Raw genomic sequence first — 25155 nt, forward strand, 5'->3', positions numbered from 1 at the left:
AAAATTGTCTTCCCCCTTACATCCTTCTTAAAATACTAAGAATCGTTTTTCCATTTCGCGGGGGATAAGACGATGTCCATTTTTATAGTGGATTAACTTTAAACCAGTACGGCGTTGCCTCGCCTTGCCGTACTACTTGTACTGTCTGCGGCTTCGTCGCCTTGTCCTGATTTAAATTCAATCCACTATATTTGAATGAACATTATCCATAGTCGTCTGAAAATAGAAAAAGCACCTCAACCGAGGTGCTTTTTCTATTTTCAGACGACCTTTCGCCGAGTATCAGCCCTTTTTATTGTTCAACGCAGCTTTGACAAACGCAGTGAACAAAGGATGGCCTTTGCGCGGATTGGAAGTGAACTCTGGGTGGAACTGGCAGGCGAAGAACCAAGGATGGTTCGGCAATTCGATGGTTTCGACCAAGCGTTCTCGTCCGGCAGATACGCCGCCGATAACCAAACCTGCTTGTTCCAGCGTAGGAACGTAGTTGTTGTTGACTTCGTAGCGGTGGCGGTGGCGCTCGCGAATGTGTTCGCTGCCATAGATTTTGGCGGCGAGGCTGCCTGCTTTCAATTCAACCTCTTGCGCACCCAAACGCATGGTGCCGCCCAAATCGGCGGATTCGTCTCGGGTTTCGACGCTGCCGTCGGCGGTTTGCCATTCGTCAATCAGGGCGACGACGGGGGCGGCGCATTTGAGGTCGAACTCGGTGGAATTCGCGCCTTTCAAGCCTGCCACGTCGCGGGCGTATTCGATCAGCGCAATCTGCATACCGAGGCAGATGCCCAAGTATGGAACGTTGTTTTCACGGGCGTAGCGCACGGCGGCGATTTTGCCTTCCACGCCGCGCGAACCGAAGCCGCCGGGAACGAGGATGGCGTCCATGTCTTTGAGCATGGAAACGTCGCCGTTGTTTTTCTCGATGTTTTCGCTGTCAACGAAGGTGATTTGCACGTCGGTTTCGGTGTGGATACCCGCGTGTTTCAAGGCTTCGATCAGCGATTTGTAGGATTCGGTCAAATCGACGTATTTGCCGACCATGGCGATTTTAACGGTGTGTTTCGGATTTTTGATGGCATGGACGATTTTTTTCCACGCGGTCAAATCCGCCTGTTGCACGTTAAGCTGCAACTGCTCGGTAATGATGTTGTCGATGCCTTGGTTGTGCAGCATTTCAGGGCATTCGTAGATGCTGTCCACGTCGTAGCTGCCGACAATCGCACGTTCTTCCACGTTGCAGAACAGGGCGATTTTACGGCGTTCGTCCGCGGGCATGGTTCTGTCCATGCGGCAAATCAGGATGTCGGGCTGCAAACCAATGCTCAACATTTCTTTAACGGTATGCTGGGTCGGCTTGGTTTTGATTTCGCCGGCGGCGGCGATGTAGGGAACGTAGCTCAAGTGGGCAAACAGGGTGTTGTTGCGTCCCAACTGGCTGCGCATCTGACGGATGGCTTCCAAAAACGGCAGAGACTCAATGTCGCCGACCGTACCGCCGATTTCGACGATGGCCACATCGTAACCCGCCGCGCCTTCGTGAATACGGCGTTTGATTTCATCGGTGATGTGCGGGATGACTTGAACCGTGCCGCCGAGGTAGTCGCCGCGGCGTTCTTTGGCGATGACGTTTTCGTACACCTGCCCCGTACTGAAGCTGTTGCGGCGGGTCATGGTGGCGTTGATGAAACGTTCGTAGTGTCCCAAGTCGAGGTCGGTTTCCGCGCCGTCGTCGGTGACGAACACTTCGCCGTGCTGGAACGGACTCATGGTGCCGGGATCGACGTTGATATAAGGGTCGAGCTTGAGCATGGTTACGTTCAAACCGCGCGATTCGAGGATGGTGGCAATAGAAGCGGCGGCGATACCTTTTCCGAGTGAAGATACGACGCCGCCGGTTACGAAAATAAATTTAGTCATGATGCAGTACCCATGTTGGAATACGGGATTTTACCTTTAAGCGGGTTTTCTGGCAAACGCGGGACGGGATGCGGATGTGGTTTTCAGACGACCTCCGCTTCTACCCTTTTGCGTCTAGGCAGGGCAATAATTTGTTAAAATAAAGTCTGTTTGCGATTACTGATGACGATAAGGTCGTCTGAAAATATCGGTTTCCTCATCGCCATCCCATGCCGCCGGATGATTCGGCCGGTTTGTTAAGATTAATTGATATGTATAAGTTCCTTCCTATTGTCCACGTTTTGTCCAGACTGGGGCTGCTGTTTTCAATGTTGCTCGCAGTACCGACGCTGATGTCGTATTTTTTTCTGGACAACGCGTTTCCGGCGTTTGCCTACACGGCTTTGGCAACGACGCTGACCTCTTGCGCGGTTTGGTTGATGACCTTCCATTTCCGCCGCGAGCTGCGTCCGCGCGACGGGTTTACGTTGGTTTTGATGTTGTGGCTGGCGTTTGCGCTGGTGGCGGCGATGCCGATTTATATCCACATCCCGGGCATCAGTTTTACCGATGCGTTTTTTGAGGCGATGTCGGGGCTGACGACTACGGGCGCGACGGTTATGACGAGTTTGGACACGCTGGCTCCGTCGATAAATTTTTGGCGGCATATGCTCAACTGGCTGGGCGGCATGGGTATCATCGTGCTGGCGGTAGCGATTCTGCCGATGTTGGGCGTGGGCGGAACGCAGCTCTTCAAGGCTGAAATTCCGGGGATGGACAAAGAAAGCAAGATGGCACCGCGCATTTCGCAGGTGGCAAAAAAGCTGTGGTTCTTCTATACGATGACGACGACGGCGGCTTTTTTGACGCTGCATTTTGCAGGGATGAGCTGGTTTGACGCGCTTTGCCACGCGATGTCGGCGGTATCGCTGGGCGGTTTTTCGACACACGATGCCAGCATCGCTTATTTTGATTCGCTGACCGTCGAATGGGCGATTATGTTTTTCACGCTCTGGGGCGGTATCAACTTCGCCACGCATTTCACTGCACTGACACGACGTTCGCTCAAATCTTATTGGCGGGACGAGGAATGCCGCGTACTGCTGGCGCTGTTGGCAGGCAGTATTTTGATGTCGGCGGTGTATCTGTGGCAGAAGGATTTTTATGCCACCTTTGGGGATTCGCTGCGTTTTGTGAGCTTCAACTTTGTCTCCATCGGACTGGCAAGCGGTTTCTCCAACACGGATTTCGCGCAATGGCCGCTGATCGTGTCGCTGTGGATGTTTTTCCTGTCCAACCTATTGGCAAGCTCCGGCTCTATGGGCGGCGGCATTAAAAACGTGCGGGCGTTGGTCTTGTTCAAATTCAGCCTGCGCGAGATGATGATTCTGCTGCACCCGAAAGCGGTGCGCACGGTCAAGGTCAACGGACGCATGATTCCCGACCGCATGGCGCTGACGGTGATGGCGTTTATTTCGATTTATTTCATGACGACGATTGTGTTCAGCTTTTTGCTGATGGCAAGCGGGATGGAATTTATCTCCGCCTTCACCGCCGTCATCGCGTGTATCACCAATGCGGGCCCGGGCTTGGGCGAGGTCGGACCGGCGGGCAGCTATGCGGTATTGAGCGATGTGCAGAAATGGCTGTGTTCGGCCGTCATGCTGCTGGGACGCTTGGAAATTTTTACCGTGTTGATTCTGCTGACACCGGCTTATTGGAAAAAATAAAGACAGGTCGTCTGAAAACGGATATCAGATTTTCAGACGACCTTTTTGCTTCACTGACACATCTTCATTACCGCACAACACCTTTTCTTACCGTTACGCCTTCTATACATCCTTCTCATGACAAGGATGCTACAATCGGCATATTTTTACCTCTATCGGACAGGTGTTTTATGCAGTATTTCTGCCTACTCATCCCCATCCTCATTGGCTATCTGCTTGACGAAATGACCGTCGGCGTCATTTTCGGCTCCATTTTATGGCTGTTTGCGCGGGAACTCGGCAAGCCGCGTCAGGAAGAACATGATGCAAAACTGCAAAATCTGGAAAAAGAAATCGAGTTGCTGAAACTGCGTTTGACGGCGTTGGAACATGAAACTGTGCATCATGAAGCGGAAGTCGGGCAGGCGCGGAAACTGCATGCTGTTTTGTCCGAACATGCCGACGATATTCAGACGACCCCTGCGCCGCTTCATAAGAAGGTTGAACCTTTGGCAACGGCGGACAATGCGTCCGTCGAGCCGCACATCGAACCGGTTGCCGCTCCCTCTTTTTCTACACCTGCTCCCCCTGTTTCCGCCGAACCTTCCGTACAGCCCGAACCTGCTTTGTCCGCAGACAGCGTTGAAACGCCTATCGAAGTTTCCGCTATTCAAGAGAACAAGCTCGAACAAGACGCGCCTGTCCTGCAAACGTCGTCTGAAAACGAAGCTCCGATGTCGTCTGAACCTATATCTGAAACCGCAGACGCAAAATCCAGTGAAACCGTTATCCATAAGGAAGAAGGTTTCGATTTCAAATTCTCCGAAAATCCCATTGTCGCTTGGTTCTTGCGCGGCAATCCGCTGCTGAAAACCGGTATCGTGGTGCTGTTCCTTGGCTTGGCGTTCCTCTTGCGCTATGCCTCCGAGCGGATTTATGTGCCGGTGGAAATGCGTTATCTGACCGTGGCAGGCGCGGGTCTGGCGGCGGTCGTCGGCGGCTGGAAGCTGCAAAGCCGTAAGCGCGAATACGGCTTGGTATTGCAGGGCTTCGGCGTGGCGGTGATGTATCTGACCTCTTTGGCGGCGTTGAAACTGCATCCGCTGCTGCCCGCGCCGATCGTGTTTGTGCTGATGGTGGCGATGGTCGTATTAATGGCGTTGCTGGCAATCAGGCAAAACGCGCAGATTATGGCGCAGGTCGCCTTGGTCGGCGGTCTGGCGGCGCCCATCCTGGTATCGGACGGTAGCGGCAATTATTTGGTGCTATTTTCCTACCTTTCCCTGCTCAATGCCGGTGTAGCGGCGATTGCTTGGTTTAAGGCATGGCGGCCGCTGAATCTGACGGGTTTCGCCGGAACTTTCTCCATCGCCGCGTTGTGGGGCATGCAAAGCTATACGCCGCAGCATTTCGCCACTACCGAGCCTTTCCTGATTTACCACTGGCTGCTTTACACCTTCATCGCCTATCTGTTCGCCCGCCGCAAGCTGACAGAAAACCGCGAAGACACGCTCGCGCCCGTTGCCGACAATGCGACGCTGGAAGAAATTTGGAACAGCCTCTACTCCCACGGCCTGCGCGTCCACGTCCTCGACCATACTTTATTGTTCGGCACAATGGCGGCGGCGTTCGGGCTGCAATACCGCATGGTGGAACACTGGCCGTCTGCGGACGCATTCTCCGCGCTGGGCTTCGCCGCCGTTTACGGGCTTGCCGCGCTGATGCTGAAACGGCAACAGGGTTTGTATATCTTGCGTCAGGCATTTGTTGCCCTGTCGCTGCTTTTCCTCACGCTCGCCGTTCCGCTTTACTTTGAACGCGGCAACACCGTCATCCTGTGGACGGTAGAATCCGCGCTCGTGTATTTCTTCGGACTGCGCCAACAGCGTCCCCATATGCGTTTGGGGGCGCTCGTCGTTTATCTGCTGGCGGCACTGATCCAGCTGAGCGGTTATCAGCCGGGAGAAAACACCATCCTGCAAGGTCAATGGTTCACCACCCTGCTGACCCTGTTCGGCGGCGCGGCAATTTACCTGCAATGGCACCTCTACCGCCGTAAAGGCTCGGCACAATGGGAACAGACGCTTCAAGACGCAGCCCTCTGCGCCGCCCTGTTCTACACATCCATCCTGCCTTTGCTGTTTTTCGCAGAACGCGGCAGCATCATCGTTTTCTCTGTTTTGGTCGCAGCTTGGGCGTTCTGCCGAGGCAAAGGCAAGTCGGAGGTGTTCAGCACATTCGCCTTGGGCAATGCAATCTTTACTCTGATCTTCCAAGCCTCGATTAATGATGAACCCTACGGCTTTTTGACACACTGGCACCTTTTCGCTGCCGCGCCTCTGCTGTTTGCCGCCGCCTACATGCTGCAATATTTGCGTGTCCAAACCGAAGCATCTGAAAACCAAGACAAACAAGACCAACCCCTCCCATTCTCGCGGATTGCAGGCTGGGCTATCCTCGTTATCGCCCTGATGCTGGGCGGCTTCGCCACCTACACCCAATGGACGGGCGAAGAAACCCTGTTTATCGAGCTTTGGGCATTGCCGATATTCACCACCTTGCTGTTGCTTGCCAACCGTTTGAACTGGAAAGAACTTTTTCAGACGACCTTGGCATTCATGCCCCTGTTTGCCCTGCACTTCATCGGCTATCACCTCGAACACCTATGGATGGCCGCCGCAGCCCTCCCGCTTGCTGCCGCCACCGTGTTGAATTTCGTCATCCTGAATAACCACCGAATCAATGCGCCTATCGACTTGCACAAACTCAACATCATCATGCTCGGCATCCTTTGGTCGCTTTGGGCAGGAATGTATGTCGGCGATCATCTCTACGGCGTTTGGTCGCAGCTCTCGTGGCTTGCCGTACCGCTGATCATGTGGATCGTCCTCCATACGCAGCGGCAGCGCGGCTTTTTCAGACGACATCAAGCCGCCTATCAGCATTTCGCCCTGCCGATAGCCGCCCTTGCCGCCGCAAGTTGGATGATATGGACGAACTTCTCCACTCCGTTCCAACCCGCGCCGTTGCCGTATATCCCGCTGCTTAACCCGCTGGAGCTCGCCTGCGCCGGAACGCTGTGGTTTGCCCTGAAGTCCCTGCCCGAAGCCCTGCCTTTGGAATACCGCCGCGTGAACGCGCCCGGTGTCGCCGCCCTCGCATTCATGGTTATCAGCGCGGGCGTGATGCGCCTGTGGCACTTCTACGACGGCATCACTTGGCGACTCGACATTATGCTCCAATCCTTCGGCCTGCAAGCCAGCCTCTCCGTCGTCTGGGCAGTGACCGCCATCATCCTCATGGTGTACGGCAACCGCCGCAAACTGCGCCCCTTCTGGATAACCGGCGCGGCGCTGATGGCCGTCGTCGTCGTCAAACTCTTCCTCATCGAGCTTTCCAACAGCGGCGGCATCGCCCGCATCGCCTCCTTCATCATCGTCGGCGTGCTGCTGCTTCTGGTCGGCTGGTTCGCGCCCGTTCCGCCCAAAGCGGTGGAAAACGAAGAGGACAAAGCATAGCCCAGTCCCAAAGCAAAGGTCGTCTGAAAGACAGATTTAGGCTTTCAGACAACCTTTCGAATAATTTGCTTGAACCACTATTCAGCAGTTTTTTGAATCTTGACCCATACTACCTCAAACGCCCGCCTTGCTCTACCATTGCCGTTATTCCCATTCCCGCCGACGAAAGGAAAATACGCAAAAATCCATAAGTTAGAAATGCAGCAGCCTTGAAATATTCCCGAAATGCCAAGGTCTGGATTCCCGCCTGCGCGGGAATGACGGCGGCAGATTAAACATAGAACTCGATCGGCAAGACAGTATCGACGCACCACCGTCCCGTAGCATGGGCTTTGCCCACAAAATCCGTTTGAAAACCTTGAACCAAAGAATAGCTATAAAACCCGAACGGACAATGACTATTTCAAAGCAAAGGTCGTCTGAAAACCGATAGCTGGTTCCGCCAAAACGTTTTCAGACGACCTTTCGGGTAACAACCGTCTCTTGGCTAATTCCCCATAGATTTCTTGCCGGACAAATCGGCAATTTTATTCAACAAATCAAGCACCTTATCCGATCCGAAATCATTGTCCGACTGCTTATCTGCCGATGAATTGTCAGGCAGGTATTGGCTATTGAGCAGGCGATTGCGGATTTGGGTAAAGGTTTCCTGCACATATTCGTTTGCTTTTTCCGGATTGTTGAAACTGACGGCTGCGTGCTGAGAGGCTTCAAGCAAACCACTATACAGCTCGATTTGGTGTTTCATATTGGAAAAATGGCGGACTTCTGTTAACAGGTTTTTCTGATGCCGCAGACAGGTTGTGCCAATCAGCATTAGGGTAATAATGGGGAATGTATAAAACAGGATATTCAGTTTTTTCTCCACGAAAAGTTCAGGAAGACATACAACAAAACTACCAAAACTTATCAGCAAAATTATGCTTATACTGAATAGTACAATACCTAACCATTTGAAAAGCCACGCTGAACGATCATTATTTTTAATTTGTTTATCTGTATTTTTCAAAGCCTCTGACAAAGATTGTTGTGCCTCTCTAATCCGTCCTTTTAATTTTTCTTTCCTCTTATCTAAGTTATCTTTTGCTTGTTTTAGTTGTTCCTTAAGGTCTTTAATTTCTTCCTCATCTTTTACCGTCTTCGATTCGGCTTGATTTAATTTTGCTTCTAAACTTTGGATGGTTATTTCTGAAGATTGGGGCTTTCTTCCCCAGTTATCATTAGAGAAATGAATAGGAGCGATGAATTGTATAAAACCCTGGGGAGGTTCAAGAAAATGAGTCATTGCTTCATCTAGACTAGCTTCATATACATTTGCTCCCTGTAAATCTGCTCCAGTTAAATCTGTCCCAATTAAATTTGCTCTAGTTAAATTCGCCCCTCTTAACTCAGCACCAGTTAGATTTGCACCAGTCAAATCCGCACCAGTCAAATCCGTTCTTGTTAAATCCGCCCCTCTTAAATTTGCTCCACTTAAATGAGCATTAATCATTTTTGCCTTACTAAGAATTGCCCTCTTAAGATTTGCGCCATTGAGATTTCCTTTTATTAGATTTGCAGCCTCTAAATTTGCCTCACTCAAATCCGCATGACTGAAATTTATTTCTCTGAGAATTGCGAACCGTAAATTCACAGTCCAAGGTGATGCACTTGGAAGATAGGCATGGTATCTGAAAGATATACCTGAAAAATCTTGCCCAGATAAATCAGCCCGTTTACCACTCTGTCCATTACTATCAACCCATAATTGATGCTCCTTTAAAATGGACAAAAAGGTTTCTTCATCTATTTGCATATCGTTATTTTCCACGACATATTCCCTTTCCTTAAATCTATGTTGCCCTAAAGCCTATGAACAAAAATTGTAGGTTTAATAAAATTAATCATCCAAAATAATTTCACATAATACTGAACTGCAATAGTAAGTAATGTATGAATGCCAAACCTAGCCTGCATTCTACCGCCGTCATTCCCGCGCAGGCGGGAATCCAGACCTTGGTATTTCAGAAATATTTCAAGGCTGCTGCGACTTCAAACTTTTGGATTCCCGCCTGCGCGGGAATGACGGCGGAGGTTTCGGCAAAATTGCTCCTCCCGTTTTCAGACGGCCTTTTGCCTCGTCGGTGTGCGTTGTAGCGTGGGCTTTGCCCACGATAATGGTGGGTAAAAGAGGCCGTCTGAAATTTTGAGTTTGATTCGTGGGCAAAGCCCACGCTACGGGTTTCAGACGACCTCTGCTATCCCCCTTTTACATCTCTTCCAATTTCGCAAACTTGGTATCCAGCTCTTTCACACCCTGTTTGCCGAAGTTGATGGTCAGGCGGGCGGATTCGCCTTTGTCCACGGCATCGATGATGACGCCGGTGCCGAATTTGGCGTGGCGGACGTTTTGTCCGATGCGGAAGCCTGCGTAGGTTTGGGGCTGTTTGTAGTCGTCGATGATTTTGTCTTTGGGCGCGGCGGTTTGGCGCGGGTTGCCGTAGCTGTCGTAGGCGGTCTTTTTGACGGACAGGTAATGCAATACTTCGGGTGGGATTTCTTCGACGAAGCGGGAGACGATGCCGAATTGGGTTTGCCCGTGCAGCATTCTTTGCTGCGCCATGGTGATGTAGAGGCGTTTGCGGGCACGGGTGATGGCGACGTACATGAGTCGGCGTTCTTCTTCGAGGCCGCCGCGTTCGGCAAGGCTCATTTCGCTGGGGAAGCGGCCTTCTTCCATGCCGGTGAGGAAGACGGCGTTAAATTCCAAGCCTTTGGCGGCGTGGACGGTCATGAGTTGGACGGCTTTTTCGCCCGCGCCTGCTTGGTTTTCGCCGGATTCGAGAGCGGCGTTGCTGAGGAAGGCGAGGATGGGGAAGGCGGGGTCGTCTGAAATGTTTTCAGGCAGGGTTTCAAAGTTGCTGTCTTCGGGTTTGAACTCGATGGCGGCGTTGACGAGTTCGTCGAGGTTGTCGAGGCGGTCTTGGTTGTCGCCTTTTTGGGTTCGGTAGTGTTCGGTCAGGCCGCTGTCTTTGAGGATGCCGACGATGATTTCGGGCAGGGGCAGTTGTCCGACTTGGTTGCGCAGGGCTTCAATCAGGCGGACGAAGGCGGCGACTTTGGCGGCTTTTGCGCCGGCGTTGCAGGCTGCCTGCCAGAGGGTGATGCCTTGTTCGTTTGAGGCTGCCTGAAGGTTTTCGATGGTGCGTGCGCCGATGCCGCGCGGCGGGAAGTTGATGACGCGCAAGAGGGCGTTGTCGTCGTCGGGATTGACGGCGAGGCGCAGGTAGGCGAGTGCGTGTTTGATTTCTTGGCGTTCGTAAAAGCGCAAGCCGCCGTAGATTTTGTAGGGGATGCCGCTGCGGAACAGGCTTTGTTCGATAACACGGGATTGGGCGTTGCTGCGATAGAGGACGGCGATTTCGTCTAAATCCCAGCCTTCGCGTTCGAGGGCTTTGGTTTCGTCAACTATGAATTGGGCTTCTTCGAGGTCGGTAAAGGCGGAGTAGTAGCGGATTCTGTCGCCTGCTTCGGCGTCGGTGCGCAGGTTTTTGCCGAGGCGTTCGTCGTTGTTTTCGATAACGGCGTTGGCGGCGGCAAGGATGTTGCCGACGGAACGGTAGTTTTGTTCGAGTTTGACGGGCGCGTCGATGTGGAACTCTTCCATCAGCGCGGTCATGTTGCCGACGTGTGCGCCACGGAACCGGTAGATGCTTTGGTCGTCGTCGCCGACGGCAAATACCGCCGCGTTGCCGCCCGCCATGAGTTTGAGCCATGCGTATTGCAGTTTGTTGGTGTCTTGGAACTCGTCAACGAGAATGTGGTTGAAGCGGTTTTGGTAATGTTGGCGCAGGATTTCGTTACTTTGCAGCATTTCGTAGCTGCGGAGCATGAGTTCGGCGAAATCGACCACGCCTTCGCGTTGGCAGATTTTGTCATATTCGGCGTAGCATTCAATCATGCGGCTTGTGTGCGGGTCTGGCGCGCTCAACACGGAAGCGCGCAAACCGGATTCTTTTTGCGCATTGATAAAGCCTTGCAGCGAACGCGGCGCGATGATTTCTTCGGCGATGTTGAGGCTTTTGAGCAGGCGTTTGATAAGGGAAAGCTGGTCGCCGCTGTCGAGGATTTGAAAGGAAGACGGCAGACCGGCATCGCGGTGGTGCAGGCGCAAAAAGCGGTGGCAGAGACCGTGGAACGTGCCGAGCCACATGGCGCGGACGTTGATGGGAATCATCGCGCCGAGTCGGGTTTGCATTTCTTTGGCGGCTTTGTTGGTAAACGTTACCGCCATAATGCTGTGTACGCTTGCCTGACCGGTTTGCAACAGCCATGCGATGCGCGTGGTCAGCACGCGCGTTTTGCCACTGCCCGCGCCCGCCAAAACGAGAGCGGATTGCGGTGGCCAGGTTACGGCGGAGAGTTGTTCGGGGTTCAAGCCTTGCAGCAGATTGGGGGCGGATTGGTCGGGAAACATGGGAAGAGGTCGTCTGAAAAATGGGAATACGGTATTTTAATGGAAACGGCAAAGGTCGTCTGAAAAGATGTTTCAGACGACCTTTTGCTTGCATTCCACGATGCAAACGCTATATCCTCCGCCTAAAATCCATTCTTCCGAAACCATGACACGCCTCCTTCATACCCTTGCCGACGGTACGCAAATCACCGTCGAACTCAAACGCAGTGCCAAGAAAAATCTGATTCTGCGCCCCGTCAATATGCAGACGGTCAGCATCAACGTCCCACCCTTTTTTCAAGACCACGCGTTGGCAAGCTGGTTGGCGGCAAACGAAACGATTTTGCGGAACACACTTGCCAAAACGCCCGTGCATCCCGTTCCCCACCCAAACTTACCCGAGTGGATTTGGTATCGGGGAATAAAGACCAAGCTGGATACCCACAGCCAAAGCCATATCCGTATCACGTCGTCTGAAATCCTGCTTCCCCGAAAAGAAACCGCCGCACAAATCGACCACCTGCGCCGCCTGTTGAACGAACGCGCCCGCGAATACCTGCTGCCCCGCCTTGAAAAACACGCAGCCGAAACAGGGCTGACGCCCGCTGCCACAGACCTGAGCAACGCCAAAACCTTTTGGGGCGTATGCCGCCCGCACACCGGCATCCGCCTCAACTGGCGGCTGATCGGCGCGCCCGAATACGTCGCCGACTATGTCTGCATCCACGAACTCTGCCACCTCCGCCACCCCAACCACAGTCCGCGCTTTTGGCATTTGGTGAACACGCTGACGCCGCATACCGATAATGCTAAAAGTTGGCTGAAGGCGCACGGGCGGGAATTGTTTGTGCTGGGGTGAAGAGTAACCGTAGCGTGGGCTTCGTCCGCGAGAATCCCCCTCTCCCGTCCGGCTGGAGAGAATTGGAGAAAGGGTGGCTCTTGTCCCTTGTTCTGTATATTTGCAAGCCACCCATATCCTAGCCTTCCCTCGCCGGATAGGGGAAAGGGATAAGGTTGCTGTAACTGAAAAAGGTCGTCTGAAAAACCTATTTCAAGCTTTTCAGACGACCTTTCATCTATATTTCAAACACTATCTAAATCAGCTTCTGCTGCTTCAACTCATTCTTCAGATACGCATAATAAACCGGCGCGACGATGATGCCGCCGACGCCGAAAATCCGTTCGAACACGACCATCGCCACCAAGAGTTCCCATGCGCTTGATTCGATTTCCGAACCGATGATTTTCGCATTCAGGAAATATTCGAGCTTGTGGATGACGACCAGAAACACCAGCGAAGCGACCGCCACATATAAAGACGCACCGAGGCTCAAGATGATAATGATGGTGTTGGAAATCAGGTTGCCCGCGACGGGAATCAGCCCGACGATGAAGGCGATGACCAACACGGTTAGCTTAAACGGCAACTCGACGCTGAAAAGCGGCAGGATCAGATAGAGGTACAGACCCGTCAGCGCGGTATCGATCAGTGAGATTTTGACCTGCGCCAGAAACACGCGCTCGAAGCTGGTTTCAAAATTGACAATCCGCCGCACCAGTTCTGCCTTGAAGGGCGGCATTTTGCCGCGGTGTTTGCGCATGTTGAGGCGGTGGAAACTGAGCATCGCGCCGATGATGATGCCGATCAGGATGTACACGAACGAGGTGAAACTGTTTTTGCTGATGCGCGTCAGCGCGGCGCTGTATTCTTCAATCAATTTGACCGCAGAGGCTTTGATTTCGGCGGTATTGTTGGGCAGCATGTTCAAAATCGATGGCGGCAGGCTGCTGCTGTTTTTCGTGTCTTCCAAAATCGCCGCCAGCTTGGTCAGCATCACGGGGATATGCCCGCCGTGAATCAGGTGGTAAATCCCCAGCGACATCAAGAGGATAACCGTCAATACGATGCCTATGGTCAGCGTGGTCGAAATCAGGTTGATATTGTGCGCGTTGAGCGATTTGTGCAGAAACGTATTGCGCGTGAGCGTACGGCGGCGCAGCCAAAGAATCAGGCCGTTGGTCTTGGTGATGAAGACGTAGGTCAGGATAACGGCGAGCAAAAGGGGCAAAAAGTGGAAATACAGCACCACAAACAGGGCAAGCCCCATCAAGATGTAGGATGCATTGCGGAAGCGGGAATGTTCGAAAATCATTGAATGTAATGCCATGAAATATATAAATTTAAACAATCAAGCTATGAGGTGCGATTAATAAAGCAGGACAAGGGGGTTAACCCGCCTTTTGAAACTTTATTTCAATTTCGCTTGACCTGACTTCGGTTTACAAACTAACCGTTACAATAAAAACTCAATCGCACCAATCAGTTATGCGGTTGTTTTTACGCAAATTGCCATTTGGCATTTGACGGAATTATTGTATCAGACAAATTTCCCGAAAGGATATTACACATGAAAACATTGTCTAAATTGACCTCTCTCGTTCTTGTTTCTGCCGGTTTGATCGCTGCTCCTGTGGCTATGGCCCAACCTGCTTCCGGTAAAGCAGCTACTAAAGCAGGACATGTTCACAAAAAAACCAACAAAGCTAAAAAACAAGCCAACGAATTGAAACAAGACAAAGCCGCTGAAGCTGCAACAACTGAAGCCACTTCCACCGATGCTGAAGTTAAAGCCATGGGCGAACAAGGCCAGGCTGCAACCCAGACCGCGCCTGCAGCAGATCTGGAACAAGCTCCTGCCAACCAAACCCCTGCTGCAAAATAAGCAGGATTATAGTGGACTGAATTAAAAGAGGGATTTTATTTCCCACGCACCGTTTTGACGGCTGTCGTCCTTTTTGAATTTAGGCCATTAAATGTCTATCGCAGGCAAAAGGTCGTCTGAAAAGTTTTCAGACGACCTTTTGCCGTTCACGATTCACACATATTCGCTTTTATCGTTTTCTTTCCAAGCCTGATGAGAGCAGAGCCAGAGCAACACAATCCCGCACACTGTTGAAGCCAGCATCATGCCCGCCATCACCAACGCGGAACCATTGTGCAGCCGAGTCGCCAACAGCCCCACGCTTGCGCCGATGATGGATTGGAACACGCCCAACACCGCATTCGCACTGCCGCTTTCCTGCTTGAAATAAGTCATGAAGCAAGCCTGCGTGTTCGCGCCGACCAAGCCTTGCGTGCCTACCGAAAACATTACGCAAGGCACCAAAGCCCACATCGGCGGCAGTCCCAGCAATAGGACCAGCAGCACCATCGTCAGGTTCGCCACAAACTGCACGATAATGCCCCATTTCAAAATACTTTGCGGGTGCGCCCCCGTTTTAAGCCGCCATGCCGTGATGCGGTTGAACGAAGCCATCGTGAGGATATTCAGCGCAAACACCCAAGCGTATTCGCGTGGCGTAACATGGTACAGCTTTTGATAAACAAAAGACGATTCCGTCAGAAACGCAAACATCGACGCGAAGCTGAATGCCTGAAAAAACAGATAGCCCATCGCCGCCCGCGTTTTCAGCACTCTGGCGAACCGTCCAGCTACCAGTCCGAAAATATCCATCCCGATTTTGCCCGTATGCTTCGGACGCGGCAGGAAGGCAAACACCAAGATAAACAAAACAAACGAATACGCCGCCAAAAAGCCGAAAATAAAACGCCAGCCACCTAATTCCTGCAACAGCGAACCTACCATGGGCGCAATCAGCGGCACGAGCATCAGGATAATGCCGATTAAGGCAAACATTTGCGCCGCCTGCCTGCCCGAATAATAATCGCGCACCATCGCCCCGACGATGACCACCGTCATCCCCGCACCGAACGCCTGTACCGCGCGCAGGTTCAACAGCCCGTCCACCGACTGCACCATCGTCAGCGCGGCAACGGCCGTAAAATAAATGCTCAAACCGACCAAAGCCACCGGTTTACGCCCCTTGATGTCCGAAACCGCTCCGCCGACAACCTGCCCGAACGCCACGCCGAACATAAACAAAACCAAACTCTGCTCAATGCGGTGTATATCCGCGTTCAGCGACTGCGCCATTTCAGGAATGGCGGGCAGGTAGGCATCGACCGAAAACGGCATCAGGGCAACCAACATCGCCATCAAAACCGCCATTTGCTTTTCACCCAGCGGGGAGGAGGTGGATTGGGACATAAGGGACTTTCAGAATGTTCAAACGAAACAAACCGCCCTGACATATCCTAGGCGGTTGAAACAAAAAGAAGTATATCATGTTTTCATACCAGGCCGCAGCATCCTCCCCTATTCACAAAGAGGTCGTCTGAAAAACGTCCCAACAGATTTCAGACGACATTTCCCGTTTTCCGTTACAATAAACACCCTCCGAATCACAGCACACAACCGTCCATGTACGACAACATCCGCTTCCACCTAGACGAAGAATATCCCGAAGGGCTGCCGTCCGAAAACGCCGCCACGCATATCGGCATGTACTGGATATGGGCGGCGCAGACAGGGCTGGCGAATCCCGTTTGGCAAACCGCCCCCGAAAGCGCAGAAGATTTCGCCAATATGCTCAAAGGCAGAACCAGCGGCAGACGCTTTCTGCTCAAACACATGGACGGCGCGCTTACGCCCGACGACTTCACCGAACAAGGACGGCAATTCACTTCCTACTACTACGACAATGAAGAAGACGGCTACGGCGCATTTTTAGAAGACTACGTCCGTACCCTCGATACCCCGTCGCTCGGCGGCTTCTATCACGTCCCCAACACCCCCGAAATCTACAAACGCCTCAAACCCGTCTTCCAAGCAGCGTTTGAGCAATGGAAAAACAATTTGGCATCCCCTGTCGGAGAGCAACCGTGAAACTCATCATCCTCGACCGCGATGGCGTCATCAACCAAGACCGCGACGACTTCGTCAAATCCGTAGACGAATGGATACCCATCGAAGGCAGTATGGACGCCATCGCCTTCCTGACACAAGCAGGCTACAACATCGCCGTTGCCACCAACCAATCCGGCATCGGCCGCAAATACTTCACCGTCCAAGACCTGACTGAAATGCACGCCAAGATGCACCGCCTCGTCCGTCAGGCAGGCGGAGAAATCGACGGCATCTGGTTCTGCCCGCACACCGCCGCAGACAACTGCGACTGCCGTAAACCCAAGCCCGGCATGATTTACGACATCCTCGAACGCTTCAAAGCCAACCCCACCGAAACCTGGCTGATCGGCGACAGCCTGCGCGACCTGCAAGCCATGCACGAAGCGGGCGGAAAAACCGCGCTCGTCCTGACCGGCAAAGGCAAAAAAACCCTGTCGCAACAGGAAAAAGAGTTGCCCGAAAACACCCAAATCTTCGACAACCTGCTCGCCTTCTCCCAATACATCATGCACGAAACCGCGCAAGACTGTGCAGACAGACAGGCAAAACCGTAACAGCCATATCCGGCAATCTGCCTCCTCCCGCCGAACAGAGGCAAGAACAAGATTGCCGTTGCAATTACTGAAAGAGGTCGTCTGAAACCTTGTCCGCGGCCAAATTTTCAGACAGCCTTCGCAAAAAAGAAACCTAAACAGCCGTCATTCCCGTGCAGGTGGGAATCCGGAGTTTGGGATTACAGTAACCTTTGAATATTTCTGAATACTGACAGTCTGGATTCCCACCTGCGCGGGAATGACGGAATGAATGTTCCTGATTTGAAGGTTACTACATATTTTGTCCTCCCTATTTTTCAGACGACCTATCCGACAGGTAAAAACATGCTCCTTATCCGCAACCTGACCTACTGGTTCATCCTCAGCACCAGCCTGATTTTACTTTTCCCCTTCATGCTCCTCGCACTGCCCGTCCAAGGCGGCGCGCACAAAATGGCGCAAATCTGGGTACGCATCCTCAACTGGTCGCTCAAACACATCATCGGACTCAAATACCGCCTCATCGGTGCCGAAAACATCCCTGACCGCCCCTCCATCATCTGCGCCAAACACCAAAGCGGCTGGGAAACCCTCGCCCTGCAAGAAATCTTCCCGCCGCAGGTTTACGTCGCCAAACGCGAGCTGTTCAAAATCCCCTTCTTCGGCTGGGGACTGAAACTCGTCAAAACCATAGGCATAGACCGCAGCAACAGCCGCGAAGCCAATAGACAACTGATGGAACAAGGCATGGCGCGCAAAAACGAAGGCTACTGGATCACCATTTTCCCCGAAGGCACACGCCTGCCGCCCGGCGAAAAAGGCCGCTACAAACTCGGCGGCGCGCGCATGGCGAAAATGTTTGAAATGGACATCGTCCCCGTTTCCCTCAACAGCGGCGAATTTTGGCCGAAAAACGCCTTCCTCAAACACCCTGGCACCATCACCGTCGTTATCAACCCCGTTATCCCCCACAACAGCGGCACAGAAGCCGAATTGATGGCGGAATGCGAAAAACGGATTGAAACGCAACAACCCCTGATTGAAGGAAAAGGACCGTTTGCCGCAAAAAATAGGAAAGCAACAGCATCGCCATCATGATAAAAGGTCGTCTGAAATTCAGTTTTCAGACGACCTTCTTTCAAAGAAAAAACCTGCACGGTTGTCCGTGCAGGTTTTTGTTTGCGTTCAGGTTGGGGCAACCTTACATCATGCCGCCCATACCACCCATGCCGCCCATGTCAGGCATAGCTGGTTTTTCTTCAGGGATTTCGGCAATCATGCAGTCGGTCGTCAACATCAGGCCGGCGATAGACGCGGCGTGTTGCAGCGCGGAGCGGGTTACTTTGGCGGGGTCGAGTACGCCCATTTCGATCATGTCGCCGTATTCGCCGGAACCTGCGTTGTAACCGTAGTTGCCTTTGCCTTCCAGCACTTTGTTCACGACCACGCTAGGCTCGCCGCCTGCGTTGGCAACGATTTGGCGCAGCGGAGACTCAACGGCGCGCAATACAATTTGTACGCCTGCGTCTTGGTCGGCATTGCCGGTGTGCAGGTTTTCCAAAGCGGCACGGGCGCGCAACAGGGCTACGCCGCCACCTGCAACCACGCCTTCTTCAACGGCTGCGCGGGTAGCGTGCAGCGCGTCTTCCACGCGGTCTTTTTTCTCTTTCATTTCGACTTCGGTAGCAGCACCAACTTTAATCACTGCCACGCCGCCTGCCAGTTTGGCAACGCGCTCTTGCAGTTTTTCTTTGTCGTAATCGCTGGTCGCGGTTTCGATTTGTTGGCGGATTTCGGCAACACGCGCTTCGATTTGGGCAGCGTCGCCAAAGCCGTCGATGATGGTGGTGTTTTCTTTACCGATTTCGATGCGCTTGGCTTGTCCCAAGTCTTCCAAAGTGGCTTTTTCCAAAGACAGGCCGACTTCTTCGGCAATCACGGTACCGCCGGTCAGGATGGCGATGTCTTGCAACATGGCTTTGCGGCGGTCGCCGAAGCCGGGGGCTTTCACGGCAACGGTTTTCAGGATGCCGCGGATGTTGTTCACGACCAAAGTCGCCAAGGCTTCGCCTTCTACGTCTTCAGCGATAATCAAGAGCGGACGGCTGGCTTTTGCCACTTGTTCCAAAACAGGCAGCAGGTCGCGGATGTTGCTGATTTTTTTGTCGAACAGCAAAACAAACGGGTTGTCCAGCGCAGCGATTTGTTTTTCCGCGTCGTTGATGAAGTAAGGGGACAGGTAGCCGCGGTCGAATTGCATACCTTCGACGACATCCAATTCGTTTTCCAAAGATTTGCCGTCTTCAACGGTAATCACGCCTTCTTTGCCGACTTTTTCCATCGCTTCGGCAATAATCGCGCCGACTTGTTCGTCGGAGTTGGCGGAAATTGAGCCGACTTGGGCGATTTCTTTGGAAGTGTCGCAAGGTTTGGCGATGTTTTTCAGCTCTTCAACCAAAGCGGCGACAGCTTTGTCGATACCGCGCTTCAGGTCGGTCGGGTTCATGCCGGCGGTCACGTATTTCATGCCTTCGGCAACGATAGCTTGTGCCAGTACGGTGGCGGTAGTGGTACCGTCGCCCGCTACGTCGTTGGTTTTGGACGCTACTTCTTTCACCATTTGCGCGCCCATGTTTTCGAATTTGTCTTTCAGTTCGATTTCTTTGGCGACGGTAACGCCGTCTTTAGTGATGTGCGGGCCGCCGAATGCGCGGTCAACGACTACGTTGCGGCCTTTAGGACCTAAAGTTACGCGGACGGCGTTTGCCAGAGTGTTCACACCGCTGACCATTTTTTGGCGGACTTCGTTACCGAACTGTACGTCTTTTGCTGCCATGTTTTAATTCTCCAAAATTGTTTAATGTTGTTTGAGGTCGTCTGAAAACCTTGTACGCCTTTTCAGACGACCTGTTGTTCTGAATACACGGAATGTTTATTCGACAATACCGAAAATATCTTCTTCGCGCATCACCAACAGCTCTTCGCCGTCGGCTTTTACGGTTTGGCCGCTGTATTTGCCGAAAATAATTTTGTCGCCGACTTTGACATCCAGCGGACGGCGTTCGCCGTCTTTACCGATTTTGCCCGCACCCACGGCGATCACTTCGCCCATGTCGGGTTTTTCAGCGGCTGCGCCGGGCAAGACGATGCCTGATGCGGTTTTTTCTTCAGCTTCCAAGCGTTTGACGACGACGCGGTCGTGTAAAGGACGGATGGTCATGTTTTATGCTCCGATAAATAGTTTGAAAACAATCATCTGCCTTTATCCGGCAGATGCGGTTTGAAAAAGAAGGCGGCAAGTTTGTCAACAAACTTACCTTAACACAGCGGCAAATTAGGGTTTGTCCCGATAAATTCAAGGGAAGAAGTAAAAATTTTCTATGCGGGGTCGTCTGAAAACAGACATGACAAGTTGCGCACCATCCCCGCCCTACTTTCAATGCTGATCAAGCAAGCAGGCATTTTCAGACGACCTTTTACAGACGGTGGGCTTCACATGCTTCAATCAACAAAAAACCAAACATTATTGGCGCAAAACTATGCACACCTTTACAAAATAATATCCCACCCTTAAAATAAATAAAAATTATTATTAATAAATAATTTATCGATTAACTGAAACTTATCCGACAGAAGGAAATTTCCATGGCTTCACCCCTGTTCCGCTTCAGCCTGCTTTCAATGGCACTCGCCGCTGGTTTTGCCCACGCGGAAAACGAAGCAAAAGAAAGCGTTACCCTTGATACCGTTACCGTAAAAGGTGACCGCCAAGGCAGCAAAATCAAAACTAATATCGTTACCCTTCAACAAAAAGACGAAAGCACGGCAACCGATTTGCGCGGATTGTTGAAAGACGAACCTGCCATCGATTTCGGCGGCGGCAACGGCACGTCCCAACACCTGACTTTGCGCGGCATGGGTCAAAACTCGGTGGATATTAAGGTGGACAATGCCTATTCCGACAGCCAAATACTGTATCACCAAGGCCGTTTCATCATCGACCCTGCGCTGGTCAAAATCGTCTCCGTACAGAAAGGCGCAGGTTCGGCATCTGCCGGTATCGGCGCGACCAACGGTGCGATTATTACCAAAACCGTCGATGCCCAAGACTTGCTCAAAGGTTTGGACAAAAACTGGGGGGTGCGCCTCAGCAGCGGCTATGCCAGCAATGACGGCGTAAACTACGGTGTCAGCGTATTCGGAAAAGAGGGCAACTTCGACGGTTTGTTCTCTTACAACCGCAACGATGAAAAAGATTACGAAGCAGGTAAAGGCTACAAAAGTCCCAACGGCGGCAAAACCGTACCTTACAGCGCACTGGACAAACGCAGCTACCTGGCCAAAATCGGAACAACCTTCGGCGACGGCGACCACCGCATCGTGTTGAGCCACATGAAAGACCAGCACCGGGGCATCCGTACTGTGCGTGAAGAGTTTACAATCTTCGAGTCCGACCCTGCAAAAGACAGGCAGAAACCCTCATACCGTAAAACTACCCAATCCAACACCAACTTGGAGTACACGGGTAAAAACTTGGGCTTTGTCGAAAAACTGAACGCCAACGCCTATGTGTTGGAAAACGAACGCTATTCCGCCGATGACAGCGGCAGCGGTTACGCAGGCAATGTGGTCGGCCCTAACCATACCCGAATCGCCACTCGTGGTGCGAACTTCAACTTCGACAGCCGCCTTGCCGAACAAACCCTGTTGAAATACGGTATCAACTACCGCCATCAGGAAATCGAGCCGCAAGCGTTTTTGAACAACGAATTTAAGATCTCCGGTAAGAAACCAGACCCAAAAGATCCTAAAAAAGAAATAGATAAGACCGATGAAGAAAAAGCGAAAGACAAGAAAGTTATGGATCTTGTCCATTCCTACAAACTGTCCAACCCGACCAAAACCGATACCGGCGCGTATATCGAAGCCATTCACGAAATTAACGGCTTTACCCTGACCGGCGGACTGCGTTACGACCGCTTCAAGGTGAAAACCCATGACGGCAAAACCGTTTCAAGCAGCAGCCTTAACCCGAGTTTCGGCGTGATTTGGCAGCCGCACGAACACTGGAGCTTCAGCGCAAGCCACAACTACGCCAGCCGCAGCCCGCGCCTGTATGACGCGCTGCAAACCCACGGCAAGCGCGGCATCATCTCGATTGCCGACGGCACCAAAGCCGAACGCGCGCGCAATACCGAAATCGGTTTCAACTACAACGACGGCACGTTTGCCGCAAACGGCAGCTACTTCTGGCAGACCATCAAAGACGCGCTTGCCAATCCGCAAAACCGCCACGACTCTGTCGCCATCCGTGAAGCCGTCAATGCCGGCTACATCAAAAACCACGGTTACGAATTGGGCGCGTCCTACCGCACCGGCGGCTTGACTGCCAAAGTCGGCGTAAGCCACAGCAAACCGCGTTTTTACGATACACACAAAGATAAATTGTTAAGCGCGAACCCCGAGTTTGGCGCACAAACCGGCCGCACTTGGACGGCTTCCCTTGCCTACCGCTTCCAAAATCCGAATCTGGAAATCGGCTGGCGCGGACGCTATGTTCAAAAAGCCGTGGGTTCGATATTGGTGGCAGGTCAAAAAGGTCGCGACGGCAAACTGGAAAACGTTGTACGCCAAGGTTTCGGTGTGAACGATGTCTTCGCCAACTGGAAACCATTGGGCAAAGACACGCTCAATATCAATCTTTCAGTTAACAACGTGTTCAACAAGTTCTACTATCCGCACAGTCAACGCTGGACCAATACCCTACCAGGTACCGGACGTGATGTACGCTTGGGCGTTAACTACCGCTTCTAAAAAGAGCGGGTAAAATACGGGCAGGTCGTCTGAATCAGCTTCGGTTTTCAGACGACCTGCCCGTCAATCGGATTTCTCAATCTGGCATTTTCCAAATTTTTTTGACAACGGCAGGATTGGAACAGGTGTTTGGTGCGAGCATCCGCTTTGCGGATTTTCAGACGACCCGTCCATATTACCTGCCCGAACCCGACAACGGAGAAATTATCCCATGTTACGTTTAACTGCTTTAGCCGTATGCTGCGCCCTTGCTTTGGGCGCGTGTTCGCCGAAAGATTCCGCTTCAAACCAAAACGCCCAAACCGCTTCCGCAGCCCAAACCGAAGGCGCAGATTTGACCGTCAAAACGACGCGCGGCGACGCGAAAGTGCCGCAAAATCCTGAACGTATCGCCGTTTATGACTTGGGTATGCTCGATACTTTAAGCAAATTGGGCGTGAAAACCGGTTTGTCCGTCGATAAAAACCGGCTGCCTTATTTGGACGAATATTTCAAAACGACAAAACCTGCCGGTACGCTGTTCGAGCCGGATTACGAAGCACTCAACGCCTACAAGCCGCAGCTCATCATCATCGGCAGCCGCGCAGCCAAAGCGTTTGACAAGTTGAACGCCATTGCGCCGACCATCGAGATGACCGCCGATACCGCCAACCTCAAAGAAAGTGCCAAAGAGCGTATCGACGCTTTGGCGCAAATCTTCGGCAAACAGGCGGAAGCCGACAAGCTGAAAGCCGAAATCGACGCATCTTTCGAAGCCGCGAAAACCGCCGCGCAAGGTAAAGGCAAAGGTTTGGTGATTTTGGTCAACGGCGGAAAAATGTCCGCCTTCGGACCGTCTTCACGACTGGGCGGCTGGCTGCACAAAGACATCGGCGTTCCGGCCGTTGACGAAGCCATCAAAGAAGGCAGCCACGGTCAGCCCGTCAGCTTCGAATACCTGAAAGAAAAAAATCCCGACTGGCTGTTTGTCCTCGACCGAAGCGCAGCCATCGGCGAAGAAGGGCAGGCGGCGAAAGACGTGTTGAACAATCCGCTGGTTGCCGAAACGACTGCATGGAAAAAAGGACAGGTGGTTTACCTCGTTCCCGAAACCTACTTGGCGGCGGGCGGCGCACAAGAATTGCTGAACGCATCCAAACAAGTTACCGACGCGTTTAATGCGGCGAAGTAAGTTGATTTGATTTAAAAAAGGTCGTCTGAAACCTGAACTGGCCCCCAAATCTTGGACACTCATAAAAGCCTTTTCAGGCGCTCTGTGCAAGCTGGGTTCTGTATGCGACAGGACTCAGCTTTTTCAATTTCAAACTGCAACGCTCGCGGTTGTAGTAATCCATATAGTCATCTATCTGTTTCATCAATTCGTCCACCGTCAATTCTCCTGCGTTATAGAAACACTCCGTCTTCAACACCGCAAAGAAGCTTTCCATCGGTGCATTGTCCCAACAGTTCGCCTTTCGCGACATGCTTTGAACCATGGAATGTTGGGCAAGCAATTCCCTATACCCCGCCGTACGGTACAGCACACCTTGGTCCGAATGAAGCATCGTTCCTTTATCAGTCAGACGGGGGGCGGCTTTTTCGAGCATTTCCTTCACCATTTCGCTGTTGGCATTGCGGCTCATGGCGTAGGCGACGATCTCGCGGTTGAACAAGTCCAATATCGGCGAGAGGTACAGTTTGCCGTCCTTTCCTTTGAGTTCGGTCACGTCGGTCAGCCATTTTTCGTTGGGCTTTCGGGCTTTGAACCGGCGTTTGAGGAGGTGTTCCGATATTTCGCCCATGGCGGGATGGCGGTAGGCTTTTTTCACCCGTATTTTGGCTTTCAGCCCCATCTGTTTCATCAGCCGAGCTGCTTTTTTGCGGTTCCAATCCAATGCTGCGGCAATGCGCCTTTGCCCGTAGCGTCCTTTATGCCGCCGGTAGGTTTCGACAAGGAGGGCTTTGTCGGCTGCGTCGGGGTCGGGTCGGTCTTGGTGGTGGTAGTAAAAGCTGCTTTTGGGCAGGTGTGCGATGTGCAGCAGGTATTTGGGCGGGTGTTGCGCCCTCAGTGTTTGGACGGTTTGGCTTTGTCCTTTTCGGTCCGCTTTTGGCTGAGGGCTTTTAACTCCTTTAGGTAGGCAACCTTTGCGCGCATATAGCACAACTCTTCGAGAAGCTCTGCCTGTGTTTTTTCGTGGTCGGGTTTGTCGGCGATGAAGGGGTTTTTGCGGTGGTCGGTCATGGTTTTGGATTGTGGATGTTCGAGTGCGCCGATACCGCCTTCCTGATAGGCGCGTATCCGTCGCCGCAGGTGGGTTCGGGAGATGCCGTAATGATCTGCGGTACGCTGTTGGCTGCGTATGTGCAGGTAGTGGAGTACGGCTTGGTATTTGAAGTGTAATGTATATTTGCTCATAAAAAAACTGCACCTTGTGAGTTGGAGGGGATGTGTCCAACTTTTGG

The 25155-nt window shown here is 52.3% G+C and carries 18 protein-coding genes and 1 pseudogene; 9 read left to right on the forward strand and 10 right to left on the reverse strand.

The window, feature by feature from the left end; all coding sequences use genetic code 11:
• Nucleotides 1-85: 85 nt before the first annotated feature.
• Both J7445_RS12555 and J7445_RS07515 read right to left on the reverse strand, forming a co-directional pair.
• Nucleotides 86-193, reverse strand: a pseudogene (locus J7445_RS12555) (IS5/IS1182 family transposase); the annotation flags it as partial.
• A gap of 89 nt (nt 194-282) precedes the next feature.
• Nucleotides 283-1917, reverse strand: a complete 1635-nt coding sequence (locus tag J7445_RS07515; RefSeq protein ID WP_070654645.1) for a CTP synthase — start codon at nt 1915-1917, stop codon at nt 283-285.
• A 251-nt stretch (nt 1918-2168) separates the two neighbouring features.
• On the opposite strand from J7445_RS07515, the gene J7445_RS07520 reads away from it, so the two are divergent.
• Together J7445_RS07520 and J7445_RS07525 are read left to right on the forward strand one after the other, a co-directional pair.
• Entirely contained in the window at nt 2169-3626 is a 1458-nt protein-coding gene (locus J7445_RS07520; RefSeq protein WP_209282889.1) for a TrkH family potassium uptake protein, read from the forward strand.
• A 170-nt stretch (nt 3627-3796) separates the two neighbouring features.
• Nucleotides 3797-7123, forward strand: a complete 3327-nt coding sequence (locus tag J7445_RS07525) for a DUF2339 domain-containing protein (RefSeq protein WP_209282890.1) — start codon at nt 3797-3799, stop codon at nt 7121-7123.
• Between the two features lie 487 nt (nt 7124-7610).
• On the opposite strand, the gene J7445_RS07530 is transcribed toward J7445_RS07525, so the two are convergent.
• Nucleotides 7611-8933, reverse strand: a complete 1323-nt coding sequence (locus tag J7445_RS07530) for a pentapeptide repeat-containing protein (protein WP_209282891.1) — start codon at nt 8931-8933, stop codon at nt 7611-7613.
• A 438-nt stretch (nt 8934-9371) separates the two neighbouring features.
• Nucleotides 9372-11579, reverse strand: coding sequence for a DNA helicase II (uvrD, locus tag J7445_RS07535; protein WP_209282892.1), 2208 nt, complete (start codon nt 11577-11579; stop codon nt 9372-9374).
• 145 nt (nt 11580-11724) lie between these two features.
• On the opposite strand from uvrD, the gene J7445_RS07540 reads away from it, so the two are divergent.
• The gene (locus J7445_RS07540) at nt 11725-12417 is read left to right on the forward strand and encodes a YgjP family zinc-dependent metalloprotease (protein ID WP_070538865.1); all 693 of its coding nucleotides are present in this window, start codon (nt 11725-11727) and stop codon (nt 12415-12417) included.
• A gap of 235 nt (nt 12418-12652) precedes the next feature.
• Here the strand turns inward: J7445_RS07540 and J7445_RS07545 are convergent, their stop codons facing one another.
• Entirely contained in the window at nt 12653-13711 is a 1059-nt protein-coding gene (locus J7445_RS07545; RefSeq protein ID WP_209282893.1) for an AI-2E family transporter, read from the reverse strand.
• Nucleotides 13712-13966: 255 nt separating this feature from the next.
• On the opposite strand from J7445_RS07545, the gene J7445_RS07550 reads away from it, so the two are divergent.
• On the forward strand, nt 13967-14281 hold the full coding sequence (locus J7445_RS07550; protein WP_019270878.1) for a hypothetical protein: 315 nt from the start codon (nt 13967-13969) through the stop codon (nt 14279-14281).
• A gap of 153 nt (nt 14282-14434) precedes the next feature.
• Here J7445_RS07550 and J7445_RS07555 read toward each other — a convergent pair whose 3' ends face one another.
• The gene (locus J7445_RS07555; protein WP_209282894.1) at nt 14435-15667 is read right to left on the reverse strand and encodes a multidrug effflux MFS transporter; all 1233 of its coding nucleotides are present in this window, start codon (nt 15665-15667) and stop codon (nt 14435-14437) included.
• Between the two features lie 213 nt (nt 15668-15880).
• On the opposite strand from J7445_RS07555, the gene J7445_RS07560 reads away from it, so the two are divergent.
• From J7445_RS07560 to J7445_RS07570, 3 genes are all read left to right on the forward strand, one after another.
• Nucleotides 15881-16345, forward strand: coding sequence for a DUF7832 domain-containing protein (locus tag J7445_RS07560; protein ID WP_209282895.1), 465 nt, complete (start codon nt 15881-15883; stop codon nt 16343-16345).
• Complete coding sequence (gene gmhB / locus J7445_RS07565; protein ID WP_209283364.1) at nt 16342-16920, forward strand: D-glycero-beta-D-manno-heptose 1,7-bisphosphate 7-phosphatase; 579 nt, start codon at nt 16342-16344, stop codon at nt 16918-16920. The genes J7445_RS07560 and gmhB overlap by 4 nt, the downstream gene beginning before the upstream one ends.
• 324 nt (nt 16921-17244) lie before the next feature.
• Nucleotides 17245-17997, forward strand: coding sequence for a lysophospholipid acyltransferase family protein (locus J7445_RS07570; protein ID WP_209282896.1), 753 nt, complete (start codon nt 17245-17247; stop codon nt 17995-17997).
• 103 nt (nt 17998-18100) lie between these two features.
• Here J7445_RS07570 and groL read toward each other — a convergent pair whose 3' ends face one another.
• Both groL and groES read right to left on the reverse strand, forming a co-directional pair.
• Nucleotides 18101-19735, reverse strand: coding sequence for a chaperonin GroEL (gene groL, locus J7445_RS07575; RefSeq protein ID WP_003744506.1), 1635 nt, complete (start codon nt 19733-19735; stop codon nt 18101-18103).
• Nucleotides 19736-19831: 96 nt separating this feature from the next.
• Nucleotides 19832-20119 carry a co-chaperone GroES gene (gene groES / locus J7445_RS07580; RefSeq protein WP_016687158.1) on the reverse strand — a complete coding sequence of 96 codons (288 nt, stop codon included), beginning with the start codon at nt 20117-20119 and terminating at the stop codon, nt 19832-19834.
• A 425-nt stretch (nt 20120-20544) separates the two neighbouring features.
• Between groES and fetA the strand changes: the two genes are divergently transcribed.
• Complete coding sequence (fetA, locus tag J7445_RS07585; RefSeq protein WP_209282897.1) at nt 20545-22713, forward strand: TonB-dependent siderophore receptor FetA/FrpB; 2169 nt, start codon at nt 20545-20547, stop codon at nt 22711-22713.
• A 211-nt stretch (nt 22714-22924) separates the two neighbouring features.
• The gene (locus J7445_RS07590; RefSeq protein ID WP_019270885.1) at nt 22925-23884 is read left to right on the forward strand and encodes a siderophore ABC transporter substrate-binding protein; all 960 of its coding nucleotides are present in this window, start codon (nt 22925-22927) and stop codon (nt 23882-23884) included.
• A gap of 73 nt (nt 23885-23957) precedes the next feature.
• Here J7445_RS07590 and J7445_RS07595 read toward each other — a convergent pair whose 3' ends face one another.
• Nucleotides 23958-24854 (reverse strand): IS3 family transposase, encoded by an 897-nt coding sequence (locus tag J7445_RS07595; RefSeq protein ID WP_209282898.1) that lies wholly within the window; start codon nt 24852-24854, stop codon nt 23958-23960.
• A complete protein-coding gene (locus J7445_RS07600) occupies nt 24758-25108 on the reverse strand; it encodes a helix-turn-helix domain-containing protein (protein ID WP_244969463.1) in 351 nt (116 codons plus the stop codon). Before J7445_RS07600 ends, J7445_RS07595 begins: the two co-directional genes overlap by 97 nt.
• Nucleotides 25109-25155 lie beyond the last annotated feature (47 nt).

The sequence above is a fragment of the Neisseria sicca genome (genome assembly GCF_017753665.1).
In the GTDB taxonomy this organism is placed as follows: domain Bacteria; phylum Pseudomonadota; class Gammaproteobacteria; order Burkholderiales; family Neisseriaceae; genus Neisseria; species Neisseria flava.

Excerpts from the sequence above, each read along its gene's own strand:
- J7445_RS07515 (WP_070654645.1), bottom strand. The coding sequence starts at position 1,917 with ATGACTAAATTTATTTTCGTAACCGGCGGCGTCGTATCTTCACTCGGA.
- J7445_RS07520 (WP_209282889.1), top strand. The coding sequence starts at position 2,169 with ATGTATAAGTTCCTTCCTATTGTCCACGTTTTGTCCAGACTGGGGCTG.
- J7445_RS07525 (WP_209282890.1), top strand. The coding sequence starts at position 3,797 with ATGCAGTATTTCTGCCTACTCATCCCCATCCTCATTGGCTATCTGCTT.
- uvrD (WP_209282892.1), bottom strand. The coding sequence starts at position 11,579 with ATGTTTCCCGACCAATCCGCCCCCAATCTGCTGCAAGGCTTGAACCCC.
- J7445_RS07540 (WP_070538865.1), top strand. The coding sequence starts at position 11,725 with ATGACACGCCTCCTTCATACCCTTGCCGACGGTACGCAAATCACCGTC.
- J7445_RS07545 (WP_209282893.1), bottom strand. The coding sequence starts at position 13,711 with ATGATTTTCGAACATTCCCGCTTCCGCAATGCATCCTACATCTTGATG.
- J7445_RS07550 (WP_019270878.1), top strand. The coding sequence starts at position 13,967 with ATGAAAACATTGTCTAAATTGACCTCTCTCGTTCTTGTTTCTGCCGGT.
- J7445_RS07555 (WP_209282894.1), bottom strand. The coding sequence starts at position 15,667 with ATGTCCCAATCCACCTCCTCCCCGCTGGGTGAAAAGCAAATGGCGGTT.
- J7445_RS07560 (WP_209282895.1), top strand. The coding sequence starts at position 15,881 with ATGTACGACAACATCCGCTTCCACCTAGACGAAGAATATCCCGAAGGG.
- J7445_RS07570 (WP_209282896.1), top strand. The coding sequence starts at position 17,245 with ATGCTCCTTATCCGCAACCTGACCTACTGGTTCATCCTCAGCACCAGC.
- groL (WP_003744506.1), bottom strand. The coding sequence starts at position 19,735 with ATGGCAGCAAAAGACGTACAGTTCGGTAACGAAGTCCGCCAAAAAATG.
- groES (WP_016687158.1), bottom strand. The coding sequence starts at position 20,119 with ATGACCATCCGTCCTTTACACGACCGCGTCGTCGTCAAACGCTTGGAA.
- fetA (WP_209282897.1), top strand. The coding sequence starts at position 20,545 with ATGGCTTCACCCCTGTTCCGCTTCAGCCTGCTTTCAATGGCACTCGCC.
- J7445_RS07590 (WP_019270885.1), top strand. The coding sequence starts at position 22,925 with ATGTTACGTTTAACTGCTTTAGCCGTATGCTGCGCCCTTGCTTTGGGC.
- J7445_RS07600 (WP_244969463.1), bottom strand. The coding sequence starts at position 25,108 with ATGAGCAAATATACATTACACTTCAAATACCAAGCCGTACTCCACTAC.